This is a genomic window from Enterocloster sp. (assembly GCF_057861365.1).
Genome location: NZ_DBMACH010000004.1, coordinates 180,658 through 201,922, shown reverse-complemented (window position 1 = coordinate 201,922; position 21,265 = coordinate 180,658). Strand labels below are relative to the sequence as shown.

The 21,265-nt window shown below is 41.8% G+C and carries 19 protein-coding genes and 4 pseudogenes; 21 read left to right on the top strand and 2 right to left on the bottom strand.

The window, feature by feature from the left end:
• The first annotated feature begins 93 nt into the window (after nucleotides 1-93).
• The 17 genes and pseudogenes from ACZM6M_RS06335 (at nucleotide 94) to ACZM6M_RS06255 (ending at nucleotide 16,910) form a co-directional block, all read left to right on the top strand.
• Nucleotides 94-3,579: a DNA polymerase III subunit alpha gene (locus tag ACZM6M_RS06335; RefSeq protein ID WP_489489966.1), complete on the top strand. Its 3,486-nt coding sequence runs from the start codon at nucleotides 94-96 to the stop codon at nucleotides 3,577-3,579.
• Between the two features lie 78 nt (nucleotides 3,580-3,657).
• Nucleotides 3,658-4,632 carry a 6-phosphofructokinase gene (gene pfkA, locus ACZM6M_RS06330; RefSeq protein ID WP_066549005.1) on the top strand — a complete coding sequence of 325 codons (975 nt, stop codon included), beginning with the start codon at nucleotides 3,658-3,660 and terminating at the stop codon, nucleotides 4,630-4,632.
• Between the two features lie 60 nt (nucleotides 4,633-4,692).
• Entirely contained in the window at nucleotides 4,693-5,055 is a 363-nt protein-coding gene (locus ACZM6M_RS06325; RefSeq protein ID WP_296038074.1) for a DUF6145 family protein, read from the top strand.
• A complete protein-coding gene (dusB, locus tag ACZM6M_RS06320) occupies nucleotides 5,045-6,007 on the top strand; it encodes a tRNA dihydrouridine synthase DusB (protein ID WP_337434356.1) in 963 nt (320 codons plus the stop codon). The genes ACZM6M_RS06325 and dusB overlap by 11 nt, the downstream gene beginning before the upstream one ends.
• A 216-nt stretch (nucleotides 6,008-6,223) precedes the next feature.
• Entirely contained in the window at nucleotides 6,224-6,706 is a 483-nt protein-coding gene (gene greA, locus ACZM6M_RS06315; protein ID WP_066548999.1) for a transcription elongation factor GreA, read from the top strand.
• A 44-nt stretch (nucleotides 6,707-6,750) separates the two neighbouring features.
• Entirely contained in the window at nucleotides 6,751-8,709 is a 1,959-nt protein-coding gene (gene lysS, locus ACZM6M_RS06310) for a lysine--tRNA ligase (RefSeq protein ID WP_418762125.1), read from the top strand.
• Between the two features lie 386 nt (nucleotides 8,710-9,095).
• On the top strand, nucleotides 9,096-9,335 hold the full coding sequence (locus tag ACZM6M_RS06305) for a UDP-N-acetylenolpyruvoylglucosamine reductase (RefSeq protein ID WP_489489963.1): 240 nt from the start codon (nucleotides 9,096-9,098) through the stop codon (nucleotides 9,333-9,335).
• Nucleotides 9,313-9,735 (top strand): annotated as a pseudogene (locus ACZM6M_RS06300) (PIN domain-containing protein). The gene ACZM6M_RS06305 and the pseudogene ACZM6M_RS06300 overlap by 23 nt, the downstream one beginning before the upstream one ends.
• A pseudogene (locus tag ACZM6M_RS06295) lies at nucleotides 9,736-10,308 on the top strand (Fic family protein); the annotation flags it as partial.
• A 642-nt stretch (nucleotides 10,309-10,950) separates the two neighbouring features.
• Nucleotides 10,951-11,057, top strand: a pseudogene (locus tag ACZM6M_RS06290) (transposase); the annotation flags it as partial.
• A gap of 207 nt (nucleotides 11,058-11,264) precedes the next feature.
• Nucleotides 11,265-11,471 (top strand): helix-turn-helix domain-containing protein, encoded by a 207-nt coding sequence (locus ACZM6M_RS06285; protein ID WP_418762124.1) that lies wholly within the window; start codon nucleotides 11,265-11,267, stop codon nucleotides 11,469-11,471.
• A 34-nt stretch (nucleotides 11,472-11,505) separates the two neighbouring features.
• Entirely contained in the window at nucleotides 11,506-11,754 is a 249-nt protein-coding gene (locus tag ACZM6M_RS06280) for a hypothetical protein (RefSeq protein ID WP_489489961.1), read from the top strand.
• Between the two features lie 108 nt (nucleotides 11,755-11,862).
• On the top strand, nucleotides 11,863-12,600 hold the full coding sequence (locus ACZM6M_RS06275; RefSeq protein WP_340276057.1) for a YebC/PmpR family DNA-binding transcriptional regulator: 738 nt from the start codon (nucleotides 11,863-11,865) through the stop codon (nucleotides 12,598-12,600).
• Between the two features lie 163 nt (nucleotides 12,601-12,763).
• Nucleotides 12,764-13,675: a tyrosine-type recombinase/integrase gene (locus tag ACZM6M_RS06270; RefSeq protein WP_489489959.1), complete on the top strand. Its 912-nt coding sequence runs from the start codon at nucleotides 12,764-12,766 to the stop codon at nucleotides 13,673-13,675.
• Between the two features lie 180 nt (nucleotides 13,676-13,855).
• Nucleotides 13,856-14,848 (top strand): hypothetical protein, encoded by a 993-nt coding sequence (locus ACZM6M_RS06265; protein ID WP_489489957.1) that lies wholly within the window; start codon nucleotides 13,856-13,858, stop codon nucleotides 14,846-14,848.
• A 243-nt stretch (nucleotides 14,849-15,091) separates the two neighbouring features.
• Nucleotides 15,092-15,253: a hypothetical protein gene (locus ACZM6M_RS06260; RefSeq protein WP_489489956.1), complete on the top strand. Its 162-nt coding sequence runs from the start codon at nucleotides 15,092-15,094 to the stop codon at nucleotides 15,251-15,253.
• Nucleotides 15,254-16,223: 970 nt separating this feature from the next.
• Nucleotides 16,224-16,910 (top strand): recombinase family protein, encoded by a 687-nt coding sequence (locus ACZM6M_RS06255; RefSeq protein ID WP_489489955.1) that lies wholly within the window; start codon nucleotides 16,224-16,226, stop codon nucleotides 16,908-16,910.
• A gap of 389 nt (nucleotides 16,911-17,299) precedes the next feature.
• Here the strand turns inward: ACZM6M_RS06255 and ACZM6M_RS06250 are convergent, their stop codons facing one another.
• The gene (locus ACZM6M_RS06250; RefSeq protein WP_489489953.1) at nucleotides 17,300-17,512 is read right to left on the bottom strand and encodes a helix-turn-helix domain-containing protein; all 213 of its coding nucleotides are present in this window, start codon (nucleotides 17,510-17,512) and stop codon (nucleotides 17,300-17,302) included.
• A gap of 94 nt (nucleotides 17,513-17,606) precedes the next feature.
• Here ACZM6M_RS06250 and ACZM6M_RS06245 point away from each other — a divergent pair, with 94 nt between their 5' ends.
• The 3 genes and pseudogenes from ACZM6M_RS06245 to ACZM6M_RS06235 form a co-directional block, all read left to right on the top strand.
• Complete coding sequence (locus ACZM6M_RS06245; protein WP_489489952.1) at nucleotides 17,607-17,990, top strand: hypothetical protein; 384 nt, start codon at nucleotides 17,607-17,609, stop codon at nucleotides 17,988-17,990.
• A gap of 184 nt (nucleotides 17,991-18,174) precedes the next feature.
• Complete coding sequence (locus ACZM6M_RS06240; RefSeq protein ID WP_489489951.1) at nucleotides 18,175-19,101, top strand: hypothetical protein; 927 nt, start codon at nucleotides 18,175-18,177, stop codon at nucleotides 19,099-19,101.
• 347 nt (nucleotides 19,102-19,448) lie between these two features.
• Nucleotides 19,449-19,598: pseudogene (locus ACZM6M_RS06235) on the top strand (YebC/PmpR family DNA-binding transcriptional regulator); the annotation flags it as partial.
• A gap of 277 nt (nucleotides 19,599-19,875) precedes the next feature.
• Here ACZM6M_RS06235 and ACZM6M_RS06230 read toward each other — a convergent pair.
• Nucleotides 19,876-20,838 carry a DUF4397 domain-containing protein gene (locus ACZM6M_RS06230; protein WP_066548886.1) on the bottom strand — a complete coding sequence of 321 codons (963 nt, stop codon included), beginning with the start codon at nucleotides 20,836-20,838 and terminating at the stop codon, nucleotides 19,876-19,878.
• Nucleotides 20,839-20,972: 134 nt separating this feature from the next.
• Here ACZM6M_RS06230 and ACZM6M_RS06225 point away from each other — a divergent pair, with 134 nt between their 5' ends.
• Entirely contained in the window at nucleotides 20,973-21,248 is a 276-nt protein-coding gene (locus ACZM6M_RS06225; RefSeq protein ID WP_066548885.1) for a YabP/YqfC family sporulation protein, read from the top strand.
• The last annotated feature ends 17 nt before the right edge of the window (nucleotides 21,249-21,265 follow it).

Below are 21,265 nucleotides of genomic sequence, written 5' to 3'. Positions count from 1 at the left end.
ATAGTTGGAAACCAGGCAGTGCAGAAGGCTGCCTGGTTTTTTTCATAACAGACAGGAACAGGACGTTGTTCCGGGAAAGGAGAATCAGTATATATGGCGTTTACACATTTGCACGTCCATACAGAATACAGTCTTTTAGACGGCTCATCCAAGATAAAAGAGCTGACCGCCAGGGCAAAGGAGCTGGGAATGGACAGCCTGGCGATCACGGATCATGGCGTAATGTATGGAGTGATTGATTTTTACCGGGCGGCAAAGGAAGTGGGAATTAAACCGATCCTGGGCTGCGAGGTATATGTGGCTCCTGGATCCAGGTTTGACCGGGAAAATACGGGAGGAGAGGACCGGTATTACCATCTGGTTCTTCTGGCAGAAAATGATCAGGGTTATAAAAACCTGATGAAGATCGTATCCAAGGGCTTTGTGGAAGGCTTTTACTATAAGCCCCGTGTAGACTATGAGGTTCTGGAAACGTATCACGAAGGAGTCATTGCCCTCAGCGCCTGTCTGGCCGGAGAAGTGCAGAAATATCTGGCCAGAGGAATGTATGAGGAGGCCATGCGTTCTGCACAGCGGTATGAGGGAATATTTGGGAAAAATAATTTCTTTCTGGAGCTTCAGGATCATGGGCTTCCAGAACAGAAGATGGTAAATCAGGGACTTCTCAGGCTGAGCAGGGACACGGGGATTGAACTGGTCGCCACCAATGATATCCATTATACCTTTGCAGAGGATGAAAAGGCTCACGATATCCTGCTGTGCATCCAGACCGGCAAAAAAGTAGCGGATGAAGACCGGATGCGCTATGCGGGCGGCCAGTATTACTGTAAATCCGAGGAGGAGATGCAGGCCCTTTTCCCATACGCCAGAGAAGCCCTTGAAAATACACATAAAATTGCAGAGCGCTGCAATGTGGAGATTGAATTCGGCGTCACCAAGCTGCCAAAGTATGAGGTGCCGGAGGGCTTTGACTCCTGGACGTATCTGAATCATCTCTGCCGGGAGGGCTTTAAGACCCGATATCCAAAGGATGACGGCACGTTAAGCCGACGCCTGGACTATGAGCTGGATGTAATCCGTACCATGGGGTATGTGGATTATTTTCTGATCGTATGGGATTTTATCAACTATGCCCGCTCAAAGGATATTATGGTGGGACCGGGACGTGGTTCTGCCGCGGGAAGCATTGTTTCCTATACTCTGGGCATTACCAATATTGACCCGGTGCGCTATAACCTGCTTTTTGAGCGCTTTTTAAACCCGGAGCGAGTTTCCATGCCTGATATTGACGTGGATTTCTGCTACGAGCGCCGCCAGGAGGTCATTGATTATGTGGTGGAGAAATACGGCAAAGACCAGGTGGTTCAGATCGTTACTTTCGGTACTCTGGCAGCCAAGGGTGTGGTCCGTGATGTAGGCCGTGTGCTGGATCTGCCCTACGCCATGTGTGATTCCATTGCAAAGATGATCCCAAATGATCTTGGAATGACACTTGACAAGGCCATAGCGGCAAATCCGGATTTAAGAAAGCTTTATAATGAAGACGCACAGGTAAAATACCTGATCGATATGTCAAAGCGTCTGGAGGGCCTTCCAAGACATACCTCCATGCACGCGGCGGGAGTGGTGATCGGCAGCCGCTCCATTGACGAATTTGTACCCCTTTCCAAGGCGGCAGACGGCACCATTACCACCCAGTTTACCATGACGACCATTGAGGAGCTGGGGCTTCTTAAAATGGACTTTCTGGGCCTGCGTACACTGACTGTGATCCAGAATGCCGTGCATCTGGCTGAGAAGGATTACGGCATTTCCATTGATATTGACCATATTGATTTTGATGATAAAAGGGTACTTGAATCCATCGGAACCGGAAGAACCGAGGGCGTGTTCCAGCTGGAAAGCGGCGGGATGAAGAGCTTTATGAAGGAGCTTAAGCCGGAGAATCTGGAGGATATTATTGCGGGAATTTCCCTTTACCGTCCCGGCCCTATGGACTTTATTCCCAGGTATTTAAAAGGAAAGAATGATAAAAGCTCCATTACCTATGAATGCCCTCAGCTGGAGCCGATTCTGAGCCCGACTTACGGGTGTATTGTATACCAGGAGCAGGTAATGCAGATCGTCCGCGACCTGGCCGGATATACCATGGGACGAAGCGACCTGGTACGCCGTGCCATGAGTAAGAAAAAGACTGCTGTGATGGAAAAAGAGCGTCAGAATTTCGTTTACGGAAATGAAGCCGAGGGAGTAAAGGGCTGTATTGCAAATGGTATTGATGAAAAGACGGCCAATCATATTTATGATGAAATGATCGACTTTGCAAAGTATGCCTTTAATAAGTCCCACGCGGCAGCCTATGCTGTGGTTTCCTACCAGACCGCTTATCTGAAATACTACTATCCAAAGGAGTTTATGGCGGCCCTTATGTCTTCTGTGATGGAAAATGTGAGCAAGTTTTCCGAATATATTTTAAACTGCCGCCGCATGATGAATATCGCAGTTCTTCCTCCTGATATCAATGAGGGAGAGAGCGGATTTTCCGTGTCCGGCGGAGGAATCCGCTATGGCCTTTCTGCGATTAAAAGCGTGGGAAAGCCGGTGGTAGACGCCATTCTGGAGGAACGGGCGAAGAATGGAAAATTCCGTACCATGGAGGATTTTATCAACCGTATGACCCAGAGAGAGGTAAACCGCCGTACGCTGGAAAATTTTATCAAATCAGGCGCACTGGATTCTCTTCCCGGCACAAGACGGCAGAAGATGGCTGTGGGGCCTGCGCTTCTTGAGAATAAGGCCAGAGAGCGGAAGAATGCCTTTGAGGGACAGCTGAGCCTTTTTGATATAGCCGGAGAAGAGGAAAAAAAGGAGTTTGAGGTTGTATTTCCTGATGTAGGGGAATATGCAAAAGAAGAGCTGCTTGCCTTTGAAAAAGATATTTTAGGCGTATACATCAGCGGCCATCCGCTGGATGATTATGAGGCGCTGTGGCGGAAAAATATCACTGCTACAGCAGCTGATTTTATCGTGGATGAGGAGACGGAGGAGGCCGTGGTAAAGGACGGCATAAAGGCTGTCATAGGCGGATTGGTAACGGGAAAAACGGTCAAGACTACCCGCACAGGCCAGCTGATGGCCTTTATCACGCTGGAGGATCTGATGGGATCAGTGGAAGTGATCGTATTTCCAAGAGACTATGAAAATAACAGGGATCTTCTGACAGAGGATGAAAAGCTCTTTATCCGGGGACGTGTTTCACTGGGAGATGAACCGGTGGGCAAACTGGTCTGCGAGCAGGTGATCCCCTTTGATGCTGTGCCCCGTCAGCTGTGGCTGCAGTTTGAAGATATGGCCGGGTATCAGGCAGCGGAGGCAGAGCTTATGGAGCTTCTAAAATCCAGCGAGGGAAATGATCAGGTAATCATCTATTTAAAAAAGGAACGGGCGAAAAAAATGCTCCCTCCCAACTGGAACGTAATGGCGGATGCAGGACTTTTAAATCGCCTGTACTGTAAAGTTGGTGAAAAAAATGTCAAAGTCGTAGAAATGACTCTTGATAAATCATGGAAAATGAATTAGAATAGCGTTGTGTGTAAAATAGAAAGAAGAAAACAACAGGCATAGATGGATATGCTTAATATAAGGAGGTAAATTGCTATGGCAAAGGCAGTGAAGACCATTGGAGTATTAACCAGCGGCGGTGACGCACCAGGCATGAACGCAGCAATCCGCGCAGTTGTGCGCGTTGCGATCAATAAAGGACTGAAGGTAAAGGGTATTATGAGAGGCTATGCCGGTCTTCTGGAAGAGGAGATCGTGGACATGGAGTCCACCAGTGTTTCAGACACCATTAACCGCGGCGGAACCATTCTTTATACAGCAAGATGCAAGGAATTTACCACTCCTGAGGGTCAGCAGAGAGGTGCTGAGATCTGCCGCAAGCACGGAATTGACGGCATGGTGGTAATCGGCGGCGACGGTTCCTTTAAGGGAGCAGGAAAGCTGTCCGCCCTGGGGATCAATACCATTGGCCTTCCGGGAACCATTGACCTGGATATTGCATGTACCGATTACACCATCGGCTTTGATACGGCAGTCAATACGGCAATGGAGGCCATTGATAAGATCCGCGATACATCCACTTCCCATGAGCGCTGCAGCATTGTAGAGGTAATGGGACGCAATGCGGGATATATTGCTTTATGGTGCGGTATTGCAAACGGTGCAGAGGATATTCTGCTTCCGGAGCGTTACGACGGAGATGAGCAGGCACTGATCAACCGGATCATTGAGAACCGTAAGAGGGGAAAGAAGCACAACATTATCATCAATGCAGAGGGAATCGGTCATTCCAGCTCTATGGCAAAGCGTATTGAGGCTGCCACAGGCATTGAGACAAGAGCTACCATTCTGGGCCACATGCAGCGCGGCGGAACGCCTACCTGCAAGGATCGTGTGTATGCGTCCATTATGGGAGCCAGAGCGGCAGAGCTTTTGGTAGAAGGAAAGAGCAACCGTCTGGTGGCATACAGAAAGGGCGAATTTGTGGATTTCGATATCCAGGAAGCATTAAATATGAAGAAGGATATCTCAGAAGAGCAGTTTAATATTGCAAAGATGCTGGTAAGATAAGAATTGCAGAAAAGAGGTCCGCTGTCTGTATGGGCAGCGGACCTTTGCGGAGATAAGAAGATGATGGATAAAGTGGTGCTCTGCGGAGCAAGCTCCTATGAGCAGAAATATTATTTTAATGAAGAATTTAAGAGCCTTCCCCAGTCGGTACAGGATGAGCTGCATATTATGTGCGTCCTTTTTACAGAGGATGTGGGCGGAGTCCTGACACTGGAATTTGACGACAGGGGACGTCTGGAATTTAAGGTAGTCTCTGAGGAAGGCGACTACCTGTTTGATGAAATCGGAAGTGTCCTTAAGATCAAACAGTATCAGGAAGAGAAAAAGGATCTTCTGGAGGCGCTGGAATTATACTACAGAACCTTCTTTTTAGAGGAGGATGTAGACTGGGAAGAGAGCGGGAGAGATGAGGATGAAGCTTAGGCTGGGAGATCGGGAGCTTAACAGCAATATCATACTGGCCCCAATGGCGGGAGTAACCGATCTGCCTTTCAGGCTTTTGTGCCATGAGCAGGGAGCGGGAATGGCGGTGACGGAAATGGTTAGCGCCAAAGCCATTTTATATAAAAATAAGAATACAAAAGAGCTGATGGCGGTGGACCCGGCAGAGGGGCCTGTGGCAGTGCAGCTTTTTGGCTCTGATCCGGAGATCATGGCTGAGATCGCAGCTCAGATCGAGGACGGTCCTTTTGCGGCTATTGATGTAAATATGGGCTGTCCTGTGCCGAAGATTGTGAATAACGGTGAAGGCTCTGCACTTATGAAGGATATAAAGCTGGCAGAAAAGATATTGACTTCTATGGTAAAGGCAGTGAAGAAGCCTGTGACTGTAAAATTCAGAAAGGGCTTTAACGACCAGTGCCTCAATGCAGTTGAATTTGCGAAAATGGCAGAAAGCAGCGGGGCAGCCTGGGTGGCCGTTCATGGAAGGACCAGGGAGCAGTATTATTCCGGCACGGCAGACTGGGAAGTGATCCGTCAGGTAAAAGAGGCAGTGAAGATACCGGTGATCGGAAACGGCGATATCTTTCATGCTCAGGATGCGGCCCGGATGATGCAGGAAACAGGCTGTGACGGCGTTATGGTTGCAAGAGGCGCCAAGGGAAATCCATGGATCTTCCGGGAGATCCGGCAGTATCTGGAAACAGGGGAGATTCCTCCAAGGCCATCTACGGAGGAAATCCGGGAAATGATCCTGCGCCATGGACGGATGCTTTCAGAATATAAGGGAGAAAATGTGGCTATGCGGGAAATGCGCAGCCATATGGCCTGGTACACCAAAGGGATGAAGCATTCAGCCTCCCTTCGGTGTGAGATCAATCAGGTGGAGACTCTTGAAGGGCTGGCAGCGCTTTTGGACGGATGTATGGTTTAGTTTTTGGGCAGGCGCCGGGATAGCTTCCCATACTTGACAATGGGTGCTTTTTCTTATATAATACACAGAATGTCGGGGTATCTTTTTTATACAGACAGAAACAAAAAATACATCATAGATGAGACGTTTTTAAATATCCGGGCAGGACTTTAAGTCTGTCCGGAAATGTGCTGTCTTTAAGGCAATTTAGAATGAAAAAGGAAGGAAGCAGGAGACATGGCAGACAAGAAACACATTTTGACCTATGCCGGATTAAAACAGTATGAGGATGAGCTTCAGAATCTGAAGGTTGTAAAGAGAAAAGAAGTAGCTCAGAAGATCAAAGAGGCCAGAGAGCAGGGCGACTTATCCGAGAATGCAGAGTATGATGCAGCAAAGGATGAGCAGAGAGATATTGAGCTGCGGATTGAAGAACTGGAAAAGCTGTTAAAGAACGCAGAGGTAGTAGTAGAGGACGAGATCGATGTTGATAAGATCAATATCGGATGCAAGGTAAAGCTTCTGGATGTAGAGTATGATGAGGAGATGGAATTTTTCATCGTAGGCTCCACAGAGGCCAACAGCCTTCAGAACAAGATCTCCAATGAGGCTCCCGTAGGCCATGCCCTGATGGGAAAATCCGTAGGAGATGTGGTTGACGTAGAGACACAGGCAGGCGTGATCCAGTACAAGGTGCTGGAGATCCAGAGAGTATCATAAGAAACATTTTACAGTTAAATATTTCACAAAGGAGCAGAAGAAACGTGGGAGAGCAGAAGTCAAATCAGACAGAGCAGGATTTAAATCATGTACTGAAGGCCCGCAGAGATAAGCTGGCAGAGCTTCAGGCAGCAGGAAAGGATCCATTTCAGATCACAAAATATGATGTAACTGCCCACAGCATGGAGATCAAGGATCATTATGATCAGTGGGAGGAGAAGGAAGTAAGCATTGCAGGACGTATGATGTTTAAGCGCGTCATGGGCAAGGCTTCTTTCTGCAACCTTCAGGATCTGCAGGGACGCATTCAGGTATATGTGGCCCGAGACAGTGTGGGGGAAGATGCCTATAAGGAATTTAAAAAGCTGGATATCGGTGATATTGTAGGCGTAAAAGGAACAGTCTTTACTACAAAGACAGGAGAAATTTCCGTACACGCAAGTGAGTTTACCCTTCTTTCCAAGAGCCTTCAGGTTCTTCCTGAGAAGTTCCACGGCCTTACAGATACAGATCTGCGCTACCGCCAGAGATATGTGGATCTGATTATGAATGAGGATGTTAAGGATACATTTATTAAGCGTTCTAAAATCCTTGCTGCTATCCGTAAGTATCTGGGTGGAGAAGGCTTTATGGAGGTAGAAACTCCTATGCTGGTATCCAATGCAGGCGGTGCGGCTGCCCGCCCCTTTGAAACCCATTTCAATGCACTGGATGAGGATCTGAAGCTTCGTATTTCCCTGGAGCTTTACTTAAAGCGTCTGATCGTAGGCGGTCTTGAGAGAGTTTATGAGATTGGCCGTGTATTCCGCAACGAGGGCCTGGATACAAGACACAATCCTGAGTTTACCCTGATGGAGCTGTATCAGGCATATACCGATTACCACGGTATGATGGATCTGACCGAGAACCTGTACCGTTTTGTGGCTCAGGAGGTTCTTGGCACTACAAAGATCGTCTACAACGGCGTGGAAATGGATCTTGGAAAGCCATTTGAGCGCATTACCATGTTAGATGCGGTTAAGAAATACTCCGGTGTGGACTTTAATGAAATCCATACATTGGAAGAAGCAAGAGCTGCTGCAAAGGAAAAGCATGTAGAGTTTGAGGAGCGCCATAAGAAGGGCGATATCTTAAACCTGTTCTTTGAGGCCTTTGTAGAAGAGCATCTGATTCAGCCTACCTTTGTTATGGATCATCCGGTAGAGATTTCTCCGCTGACCAAGAAAAAGCCGGAGAATCCGGAATATACCGAGCGTTTCGAGTTCTTTATGAATGGCTGGGAGATGGCAAACGCCTACTCCGAGCTCAATGACCCGATCGACCAGAGAGAGCGCTTCAAGGCTCAGGAAGAGCAGTTTGCAGCCGGCGATGAGGAGGCAAACCATACAGACGAGGATTTCTTAAATGCACTTGAAATCGGTATGCCGCCTACAGGAGGAATCGGCTTCGGTATCGACAGAATGTGTATGCTGCTGACAGACTCTGCGGCAATCAGAGATGTGCTGCTGTTCCCGACAATGAAGTCATTAGACGCAAAGAAGGGCGAGAACAAGGCAGAGAAAGCTTCTTCTGCTGCAGCGGAAGCACCGGCTGCGGCTGTAAGCGTGTCCGCACCAAGTGTACAGCTTGACCTTTCTAAGGTAAAGATCGAGCCTCTGTTTGCAGATGACGTAGACTTTGAAACCTTCAGCAAGTCTGACTTCCGTGTCGTTAAGGTAAAGGCCTGCGAGGCAGTAAAGAAGTCAAAGAAGCTGCTGCAGTTCACTCTGGATGACGGAACTGGTACAGACCGCACGATTTTAAGCGGAATTCATGAGTATTATGAACCGGAAGAGCTGGTAGGCAAGACCTGTGTGGCGATTACCAATCTGCCTCCTCGTAAGATGATGGGCATTGATTCCTGCGGTATGCTGATTAGTGCAGTGTATGAATATGATGGACAGGAAGGATTGAATCTTTTAATGCTGGATGACAGCATTCCCGCGGGGGCGAAGCTGTACTAAGGCTTAGAGAAAAAGCGTGCTTTTTGAGCAGCGTACGACAGCGGTGCGACATTTTAAAGTGGCTTAACGGGTTTTAATAAGCGATGTAAATATTTTGTACTAAGAAGGACATTTTTCTAAAAGAAATTTTAGGAAGATGTCCTTTTGTGTTATGGTCAAAAAAGAATTGAAACTATGGTTTGTTACCGGAGAGATGAAGGTAAGTGCTATTGTTCGGTAACATCGCCGAAAAACGAATCAGAGAAATAGGAGTGTTTGATGAATATATAGCAAAATGGAGAGCGTGACAGAGCATGTTGAAAAATATTTCTATACAAAGCCCGATAGAATGGGTATAATAAAGGTAACAAGAGGATCATCTATTAGAATGGAAGAAGTGATAAGTAATGACAGCACTGAGAAAAGATGCGATGGATTTACTGGAACGGATGCCGGAAGATAAGCTGTATTTTATCATTCAGATTATGGAAGGTGTGACTGGTCTTTATGGCTCAGAATCAGAAAAAGTAAGAGAACAGGCATTTGAGCAGTTAGAGAATCTCAGATGGAAAGCACCGCAGATAGATTATGAAAGAGAATTAGCTAGTTACAGAGAGGAGAAATATGGGACTGCGAATTTTGGTTGATACAAATGTTCTTCTTGATTATCTGCTTTGCCGCAGTCCCTATGATCGGGCCGCAGAGCAGATCGTTGTTGCCTGTAAGCAGAGACGGGTATCAGGATGTATTGCGGCACATTCCATTTCAAATATGTTCTTTATTTTGCGTAAAGTGTTTAGTGTTGCGTAAAGACGTAAACTGTTGTTAAGCATATGCGAATTATTTGAGGTTGAAGAAATCGACAAGGCAAAGATTCTCAATGCCCTGGCAGATGAAACATTTTCAGATTTTGAGGATTGTCTGCAAAAGGAGTGTGCGGCTGCATTTCAGGCGGATTATATTGTTACAAGGAACTGTGCAGACTTTAAGAGCAGCGGAACACCCTGTATAGAGCCAGCAGAGTTCTGTAAAATGCTTTCAGAATAGCATAATCTTGCGGTATTCATTTCAAGGCTATGACAAATCCATATCTTCGGGGAAGGCAATACAAGAACAACGGCAGTGTTCTTCATCAAGTATTTAGGGACACTTGGGTTCTCTGCAACCAATGATATTTTTGCGGAAAATGCGTGGTATTTCAGAAATGCACTTGTCTGTGCAAACTATACGAACCTGCAAAAAGGTATTTACGAAACAACAGAGTATCTGGAAGCGTTTCTCAGAAATCTGTTATTGAACGAGAAAAATGGGCTTCATAATCGAAATCTTCACATAAGTGGACGTTTGAACGAAGAAAAAGTGGACATTCAAGACAAAAAAGTGGATGTTGAAAGTGTACTTTCCGAAAGGGGTAGCGATTTCTCAGTAAAAACGACAGTTCATATTCAGAGACTTTTTGAGAAGTTTGGTTTTGATGAGGTGTTTGGAAGAAGTGCAGCTATGGAAGTTCTTGAGTTGAAAGCTTCAGGTGTTTCAAAACTTCTTTCCAATTTGGTGCAGGCAGATATTATTGAATCAGTATCCGGTCATGGAAAAGGAAAATATAAATTCAAGAAGTAGTTAGAAAATTTCAAGAAGCGATGGCTATGGAGAATAAATTAGAAAAAATCAGTCAAAATAGTTTTATGGATAATTTTGTTAAAACCGATGACATCTTAAAAGATATGTGTGGGATTACTGAGTCCTTACAAAAAGTTGCATATCGGACGGTCAATACAGCGCTTATACAGAGAAATTGGCTCCTTAGTTATAGAATTGCAAGTGAAGCTTTCCATATTTTCATAAACTTAAAATAGATTTATTATAATCGCCTTCTTCTGCTAATGCTCTAACTTTAGCTGATAATACCTTCGTAAAATCAAGTTTACGGCTTAACGCTATTGCTAATTCCTGTAATGACATATGACATTGTATGTTGCTTCCGGTTCTCCTTCAACCACATTTTCAATGATTTCAAAAGGTATTCGATTTTTGTTCTTCATGTTCCAACCTCGCCCATTCTTTTCTTAACTGTTTCAGTGCCGCTAGTTTCCAATCGTTTACAGTTGTACGACTTCGTCCATAGTTTTTCCCGATTTTCTTGTCTGTATATCTGAAAAAGAACTACAATACTGAAATTTCCTGCCATTGTTTTAACAAAATAGTTCATTTTCTCACCCCCTTTTTCCAAGGAGAGGACTGAAAAAGTAGGTATAGGTGGGGGAGATAATAGAAGGGCAGCTGATGTTGGCTCATGTCCATATGTTAGTGAGCATTCCGCCGATATAAGTATATTGAGTTTTATGGGGTATCTGAAGGGAAAAAGCGCATGGATTAGCGCTTTGAGGTGTGGACAAGAAGGCCGGGCTTAGAGCCTGTGTCCCGAGTTATCCATTTTACGGATAGCAGCGGATATTATGGTAAAAAGTGAAATAAATCGGCTATATTCATTGAAAATTTAACGATTTTTATATACAATGTTAAATATGCTATTTTGGCTTGGTATTGGGACAAAAAGTGAAAAAGGGGTACGGAAGATGAAGATAAGTTATAATAAGCTTCAAAAATTGATGGCAGATAATCAAATGAAACGATCTGATTTAATGAGAGTTGCGGAATTTTCGCCGTATGCGGCAACAAAATTAAATAAAAATGAACCGGTTTCTCTTGGGGTGCTGATGCGAATCTGTGAGGTATTTCATTGTGATATTGGAGATATCTGTGAGGTTATTTTAGAGGAGTAATTGGATCAGAGGTTAAAAAAGAAAGGTGATAGATATGACAAACAAAGAATTACTACAGCAAATTCACAGAGACAACAGAGAAATTAAAAGAAATTTTCAGCATCTGGCCAATATTGGACTTATGGGAGTGCTTGGAAACCTTGCTGCTGAGGCAAAGGAAAAGGGCGATGAGGAAGGAAAAACACTCATTAGAGCAGGGCTGTTCTGTATCTTCATATCTGAAATTCTGATTTTGATCAGTGAAATCAATGACTGCAGGAAAGCCAGAACGAAAGAGGAATGAAATTGAAAATCTGAGCACAATTTTCTGCTTGCAAGATGAAATGAATCGTGATAGGATAGAAAAGATATCAGTACTGAAAAAGAAGATAAAAGAAAGGGTGTTATACCAATGTCAGGACATTCAAAATTTGCCAACATTAAGCATAAAAAGGAGCGCAATGATGCTGCAAAGGGAAAAATCTTTACAGTTATCGGCCGTGAAATTGCGGTTGCTGTAAAGGAAGGCGGTCCGGATCCTGCCAATAACAGTAAGCTGCGTGATGTAATTGCAAAGGCAAAGGCAAACAATATGCCAAATGATACCATTGACCGCGGTATCAAAAAGGCTGCCGGTGATGCCAACTCTGTAAACTATGAAACTCTGACCTATGAGGGCTATGGTCCCAATGGCGTTGCAATTATCGTAGATACTCTGACCGACAATAAAAATCGTACAGCAGCAAATGTAAGAAGTGCTTTTACAAAGGGAAGCGGAAATGTAGGTACTCCTGGAAGCGTGTCCTATATGTTTGATAAAAAGGGTCAGATCATTATTGACAAGGAAGAATGTGAGATGGATCCAGATGAATTGATGATGATTGCTCTGGATGCAGGCGCAGAGGATTTTTCCGAAGAGGAGGACAGTTATGAGGTGATTACAGCCCCGGATGATTTTTCTGCTGTCCGTGAGGCGCTGGAGGCTCAGAATATCCCCATGATGGAAGCCGATGTAACAATGATCCCTCAGACTTGGGTAGAGCTTACAGATGAGGATTCCATTAAGAAGATGAACCGTATTCTGGATCTGCTTGATGAGGATGATGACGTTCAGGCGGTGTACCACAACTGGGATACAGACGAGAGATAAAGAAAAACAACGTGAAATCAAAGGTTTTTGACCGTATTTGATGATGTAAAATGTGAAAAAATGTGCCAGCTATGATATTCTGGACGATTTGCCATCATTCAATTACGAATGTGCAGAAAACTTCTTCCTAAACATGGTAAAAGATGCTTAGGAAGGAGTTTTTATGTTAAATGAAGATGTTTTGAAGGAATTTATTTTTGAATGTGAAATGAGGAGGCTTAGTAAAAGAACAATTCAAAGCTATAGGAATGCTAATTTAAGAATGATGAAATATCTTGAACAGGAATTTCATATTACAGAATTGGAACAAACGCATCATTTAGCAATCAGGGCATATGTTCAGTATCAGACAGCTCAGGGGTTGGCTGAGACGTATATTAATCGAAATATGATTGCATACCGCTGTTATTTCAATTATTGTATCAAAGAAAACTATATTACCAATAATCCAATGGATAGAATTAGCAAACAGAAAGAACCGATTGTTATGATAGAAACATTTAATGATGATGAGGTGAAAAGGCTTATCGGCGTTTTTAAAGGCTCACGTTTTTTAGATGTTCGGAATCAACTGCTTATGGTGATGTTCTTTGATACTGGAATGAGAAATTCAGAAATGTGTGATTTGAAAATAGAAGATCTTCGAGATACATATATTCGTGTTATGGGAAAAGGAAAAAAGATGCGTTATCTGCCTATCACTCCATTTATTAATAAATATCTGATTCGCTATCTTCGTGTACGGGAATCATATATAAAAGACAAATTATGTTATCAGACAGAGTATCTTTTCTTATCACAAAAAGGAAAACGTCTCACACCAGAAGCAATGGAGCATATTTTGAAAAAGGCAGGTGAAAAGGCAATTGTTAGAAGCCATATTAGGGTTAGTCCACATACGTGCAGACATTTTTATGCACAGAGTCAACTGAAAAATGGGTGTGATTTGTATACGGTATCTAAACTTTTAGGTCATAGTAAAGTAGATACTACAAAGCGCTACTTACAGTCAATGCAAGATGAGGATTTAATGGAAATAGCATCCAAGACAAGCCCTTTGATGCGTTTAAAATAAGAAAATCTTGTATAATAACGCAGATATGTGTAAAAAGCATATCTGTTTTTTTGTAATTCAAGAAAATAAAACATTCAAAAAAGTATATAATATAAATTGGTAATCTAATTCCCATAACATAAACATTTTAGAATTACTTTTGGAGAATTTATTATTATCAATGCAAAGGAGATTAAAGCAATGAATAGGAAGATTGATACGAAAAAATTATCAGTTGGTATGACCGTAAAAAATTATAAGGCACTATGTGAATTATTATCGCAGGATGTAAAAACAGGAAATTCAAAAAAAGCTCAGATAGCAGATTTTAAATGCTATTTTGCTTGGAAAAGGTTAGGACAGCAATTTATTATTACTGATATATATGATACTCCATTATGTAAGGATGACAAACGGAAAGAAGGTAATAATTCAATTTATATTCCATATATTGAAAAAATTTTACTAATGTATCTAAAGAGTCAGGGGAATACAGATACACTTACGAAAAAAGGATGGTGGGAATTACTTGGATTTATTAATCATAATTATATTTGGTATACAGAAGATGCTTTGAAGAAATTAGATCATGTACTTACTCCTTGGGAAATTAGACATTTTTATATGAGGAGTGACAGAAAGTTAACCCAAATATTTTTTTCTGCTCTTAATAATTTAAAAAATAGAAATATAATTTCATATGAAATTGAGATAATTATTGTGTTATCGGAAACAGAATGTATAAAAGCAGATGAACTTGAGAAAGAGAAAATCGAACAAATGGAGAAACATGTTTTGAATGATATTATGGGGTTTGATACAATGTTTCAAGTGTTTGCATCATTAAAAATAGAAGAATTTTACCGAAGAGTGAATGAATTATTGTATGATGCTTATGGATGGATTCGTTATTTCAAGAATGTTAAAATTAGTTTAAGATCTGCTAATACAGATCAGGATGTATCAGAGATGGCATTGGAGAAAAAGCAGCTCAATAAAAAAATTGTGGAATACCTTAACCAGAATACTATTGAATTTTATAATAAAAATATGGAGAAGTATCAAACAGCACTTAAAGAAGAATACTGGGGAGATATTTCCCAATTTGAGCATTTAGAGTGTAAGGTATGGAGTCCGCCGGATACATATTTAGAAGCTCAAACACTCTTAACAGATAAATTGATTAAAATTTAATCTTAATAATAGAATAGTTTTGTAAAAATTGTCCATTTAAAATGGTATATATTATAAAAATAAATATATAGCGTTATAAATGGACAAATTATTGGATTGATATTAATTAGTCTACGACGCTTTGGCCAATCGCTTGCACGCAAGCTCATGGCTGCGTTGGATTGCAAGCAATCCCCCGCTCAAATATCTCTTTTATGTTTACTCTATTAGGTAAGAAGATCAGAAAATGGTGGGATAAGTTAGATGAAAATTTTGGAACTAATTGAGAAAAAATTAAAAGAAAAAGCACTCAAAGAACATCATCAAGTGGTGAAGCTCCAGTGGCAGAGGGCAGAGCTTGAAAGAAAAATTGCAGAGGCTAAAAGAGATAAAAATCGAAAAATCAATTTCAAAACTCCTCCTTGAAGAAAGGGGATGTCCAAAATAGACACGCCTTCAGATGCCCAAAATGGGAATACGCTGAGTTTTCAGCCTGTCTATGAGGTGGCAAGTACCAAATCAAAGACTTTCGCTCATTTTTGACCTGAGCGCAAAATTGCGTTCAGGTGCGAAACCTTAACAAAACTTAACACCCGTAGCAGGCTGAACGAATCGTTCACCGAGTTCAATCCAGAAATGGACAGGGCTTCATATCTGTGGAATCCTAAAACATGACCTCATATTGCAGATCCCGGAAGCCGGTTCAACCAACCTCCCAAAGTGCATACGGTAAACTGCCGTAGCTAGAAGTGCATACTACGCACTTCCCAGCCGCTAAAGTCATTATTATTGACCTTAGACTTTTGGGTGTGACTAATGGTAACATCTCAACTGTCAACACTATTGACACCCCGGATGTCCGAGATAAGGACACCCGACACCTTGACAATATAATATACTTACCAACAGCAAACTGGAATCCGCAAAGCGTTTTAAACATTAGGATATCAAAATGATACTTTATATATATATTATGCTAATCCACACACGCCCCCTATATATGTGTCCGATAAAATTTTTTGCTCAAAAATCAAAGAAAATCTATGGTAGTTAAGTATTTTTCAGAATCAGGCCGCCAATCAGAATTTAAACGAAAAATTCAAAAAATACCTATGGAATAAGGGGAATTACGATATTAAATCCCCCTCCAATAATACCTAAAAATAGATAATATTTTAGGGCTGCGAAAAAAGCTCCAGCGAAAAACACAGATGCAGTATACATTTTTTAATGCAGTATTATGTAATGATAGCGTGTACGATATGCCATACGATAAAGTATTAAATTTAATGTTAATGCAAAAGATAATAAAAGTGTATTGATTTTTGATAAAAACAGTGCTAAAATTGATACTACATCAGACGAACGTTAAAAATAATACTAAAGGAGTGGTATCATGGAATACGGATATGCAAGAATCAGCACAGCTAAACAGAACATTGAAAGACAGATCAGGAACATAAAGCAGTCTTATCCGGATGCTCATATAGTAAAAGAGGTGTTCACAGGAACAAAGATTCAGTCACGGAAGGAGCTGGATAAGCTGTTAAAGCAAGTAAAGGAAGGAGATAAGATTATCTTTGATTCGGTGAGCCGTATGAGCAGAAATGCAGAGGACGGCTTTAAGCTGTATGAAGATCTGTACCATAAGGGGATAGAGCTTGTATTTCTCAAAGAGCCTCACATCAATACAGCCACATACAAAAATGCGCTGGAGAGCAATATAGAAATGACGGGAACCAATGTAGACTTTATTCTTGAAGGAATTAACAAGTATCTCATGACCCTTGCAAAAGAGCAGATACGTCTTGCATTTGGACAGGCAGAAAAAGAGGTACAGGACTTACACCAGAGAACCAAAGAGGGCATTGAAACGGCACGGCTGAATGGTAAGCAGATTGGACAGAAACAGGGAGCCAAGCTCATTGTAAAGAAAGCTGCACCTGCAAAAGAGCAGATCAGGAAGTACAATAAGGACTTCGGCGGCCAGCTAACCAACCAGGAAACTTGGGAGCTGATCGGGATTAGCAAGATGACATTTTACAAGTATAAGAGGGAGATCATAGAGGAGATGGCTGAATAAGCTGTCTCTGTTCTTTAATGTACATTAAATTTTGAAAATGAAACTACAGGAGCCTAGAGGATATCCATATGGCGAATGTTGTAGTGTTATGTACGATACATAAACAGGCTCCCAGAAGCACCAGAAAGGTATTAAAGACCGTGTATGTTTACAGTTGACAATTATGCAGATAAAGGGATAGAGAGGCGTATGGTGCATTTGGGAATATGATATGGTGAGGGGTAGATAAAACCTAGAACGGGCAGAGGGATGCAGATAGATAGGGGAGTTGGTGCGTTTACACACTGAGCTTAATTTTGAGCCTAGAATTAAAGTAATGTATTTATCAGACAAAGACATTGAGAATAATAAGGATGTACAAATGTACATCGTGTACGATTGTGAAAAGATTATTTTCTATATTCTATCAGTTCTCCAATTTCTATATCCAGATACCACAGCAGTTTACAGATAAGTAAAGAATCCAGCCTTTGAAAATCATCACGGCAATACCTATTAAAATTTGAACGAGGGATGTCTAAGTCTTTACAGATTTTATTTTTGGAAATATTACGTTCTTGTAAAATTTCTTCAATCCTAATGTGTAAGCTCCCGTATTCCATAATGCCTCCTTTACAACTCACACATTATTCTATATAATGATTCTATATTTAATAACTCACTATATAGTGAGGCATTATATAAGGAGGTTGAGCGGTGATATACGATTATACACATGATAATGAAGGGGGATGTTTGGAAATGGAGATTGAAGCACTGACAGGACAACAGAGAGAGGAAGTTAGGTTATTTGTCCATGATTTAAAGGACGGCAGAGAGAAAAAGAATACAGAACAGTATACACAATGGTTAAGGCATACAGTGATTCCAACATTACATGAGTATGCAAGAGCGACGTATTCTGTATTGAATATTGAAGAGACAGAAGAGGAAATTCATATACAGATGAAGAATAAATACGGATATGACATAGGAATATCAGACAGGGCTGTTAAGCTAGCGTTGTATCTTGCTGATTATATGGGGGTTGATACAGATAGTAGTATGGTACGGATGAATTTGCTATATGGAATTGGGTGAGTTGTGTTTATTGGTAAGCACACATTAGTTTTTTGCTTGTTTTACTATTTTATAGAATGGTGTGTAATCAATCATGCAGCATCTTCCATAAGTAGATAGATTTATGATAAAATATATTTTGATACTTGAATGTATTCTACGAAACAAATATAATGAAAGAAAGTATATTTTTAGGAGGAGAGTTATGAAGAAGAAAATATTATTATTAGCAACAGTGTTATCTGCTTATATGACTTTTTCTGCTTTTGCAGGAGAATGGAAGCAGGATGAAAAAGGCTGGTGGTATCAAAGTGACGATGGAAGTTACCCACAGGATGGGTGGTTATTGATTGATAATAAATTTTATTATTTTGATGATGAGGGATATATGGTTGCCGACAAAAAAATAGGTAATTTTTATGTGGGTGCTGATGGTGCATATATAGATCCATTAGAAAAATCAAAATCAGAAATAGATTTACCTAAAACAGATAAAAAAATCGGTTGGGAGCATCAAAAAGATGGTAAGTGGAAGTATAAAGATGAGAAAGGTTATTATATTAATAGATGGTTGGTCGATCCTAAGACAAATTACAAATATCATTTTGATACCTTTGGAAATATGAATACAGGCTTATGTTTTATAGACAATAAATGGTATAATTTTTCTGAAACCGGAGAGTTATATTATGGTGGAGAAGTGGATGAAAATTCACGCTCAACAGAAGATGGAACGGTTCATAGGTATGATGAGCCAGGATTTTTTTCTACAGTTTTTGCTGTGTTTTCATCAGAAAAAGATATAGTTGGATTAGAGTTAGAAAATCATAAAAATATTCCAGTTTCTGTAAAAAGCCGTTGCACTATAACTGATTCAGATGCAAAAATTAATGAAACATTTTATCATTTTGGTAGTGATGGGATAGAGTGTGACATGGTAATACCAGCAAAGGGAACAGAAAGAGTATATTTTTCAGCACCAGATTTACATTCAGTTAATTTTAATCATGGAACAACAATGATTAGAGTGGATATAACTATGGCTGATGGAGAATTTTGGTTTGAAATTCCTATTTATGATATTAATAAATATGAAGATATAAAATTGATTACATCTTATATCGAACCATAGCTGAAGTCATATAATGTTTGTGTAAAAGACAAAAGCCAATATAAATAGGTTAGGGCTACTGTAAATTACAGTAGCCTTTTTCATACACATTTTTTCAATCACTATATAGATACAATATCTGTATGGTATCTGTAAAAGGTAACCAGAATAATTTGATACTATGTTATTGCGTTTAAAATATTGCCATAGGCACACAGATACTAGAGTAGTAGGAGATTGATAAAATTTACTAAAATTATACAGCAGTATTATTGCTTCTTAACCTCAGTTATGATATACTCTACACAGTAGTAAAGAATTGGAAAGCATCAATTATGATGTTTTGGAAGATTTGAGTTGTTTTTAATATCCCCATGATGGAAGCCGATGTAACAATGATCCCTCAGACTTGGGTAGAGCTTACAGATGAGGATTCCATTAAGAAGATGAACCGTATTCTGGATCTGCTTGATGAGGATGATGACGTTCAGGCGGTGTACCACAACTGGGATGAATAATTATGCGAATGACTTATTTCCTGAAAAAGGCTTAAAATCTAGCTTTTAGGGTAAGGGATTCAAGAAAATGCATAAGAGATTGCATAAAATCCGTATCAGTGATGATATACGGGCAAATTTTTAAACCCTTCGAGATGGGTGTGCAAAGACCTCTTTTTGTTTATCGTAATTGACAGACAAAAGGAGGTCTTTTTTATCATCAGCTGCCGGCGGTATTACGGTGATTAAAAGGAGTATGGGCTGCACACCAATTTAAGTGCGGCAGCCCTTTCAGCGGTCAGTTTGATACGATCATAGCCCGCAGGCCTTCTGTAGCTGTAGGAGCATTGAAAAGATAAAGCGTATAGGAAACATTGGCTTCCAGGGTGGCAGAAGCAGCGGCTATCGCATTTCCGGGGAAGGAACCGGTACGGGAGATATAGATTTGGTACCAGTTGGGATAAACGGTAGCATATGAGGTCACATTTTTATAAGCAACATTCGTAAATGGTGTATAAGAGCCGCTGCTGTTTTCAAGGGTCACGTCAAAGGGTCCCAGATTCAGGGACAGATTGCAGGTCCTGAGGCAGGCGGAACCGGATGGTGCGCTGCAGGAAGCATCGGAGATTTCCTTGAGATCCAGTCCGGAAGCAGTGTTGATAATGGCAACCGTCATAGAGGCTCCGGGACGGATGGTAATAGATTTTTGGATATAAACATATCCGTTGGCACCAGAAATGGTCATGGTGCGCCGTCCGGAGGCTGCCTGAACGTAACTGGTGATATCTCCGTTGGCCAGCTGTCCTGCGATCATCCAGCCGCCCAGGGATACATTAAAGGGCTGATATCCGGTTGAGGCGTTAAGTACCCGCACCCGTCCGAAATTGCCGGAAGCAGTACAGTTGTAGCAGGGGAAGCTGATGCCGGGAATTACGGTAATGGAGGAGCCGAAAGCAGGAAAGATGGGACGGAATACAGGAGGGTGGAAATGGGTATGGAAATGACCATTGGTATTCCAGCCCGGTCCGTCAAAGACCGGTCCGCCTTCTCCGGGATTTGGCAAAGGGATAACAGGCTCTGCGCCATCAAAGACCGGGCCTCCCTCGCCGGGATTTGGCAGGGGAATGGCTGGTTCTGAGCCGTCATAAACCGGGCCTCCCTCGCCGGGATTTGGCAGAGGCGTTACAGGTGTATGTTCCTGACGGGTTTCAGCAGCGCTTACCAGGGTGTCAGGGTATGGGTAAATGGGATGGTTATTCATGGATACCTCCCGGTTGATTGTTCATTACAGTGTATGCTGTGCTGCTGCCTGGTGTGCAAAGGGCTGCCGGAGGTATTTTCGGATGCTGAAAGCCATATACTGTTACAGTGAACGATCAGGAGGGAGAACAGAGCATGAATGAAGAAAAAAAGCGCATGGCAGCAACGGCTCTGGGGCTTCCCAAGGATGTGGTTTTGGGAGATGTACTGGTTCGTTTTACCGGTTTTCACGAAGTTTGTATTGAAAATTACAGAAGCATCCTTATGTATACAGATACTTTGGTGAGGATCCAGGCAAGAAACTGCCGTGTAACTCTCCACGGCCGGGAACTGAGGATCCGGTATTACAATCAGGATGCAATGGGGGTATGCGGTCAGATCCAATCGATGGAATTTGAACCGCTCCTGTAGGAAACATATAAAAGGAG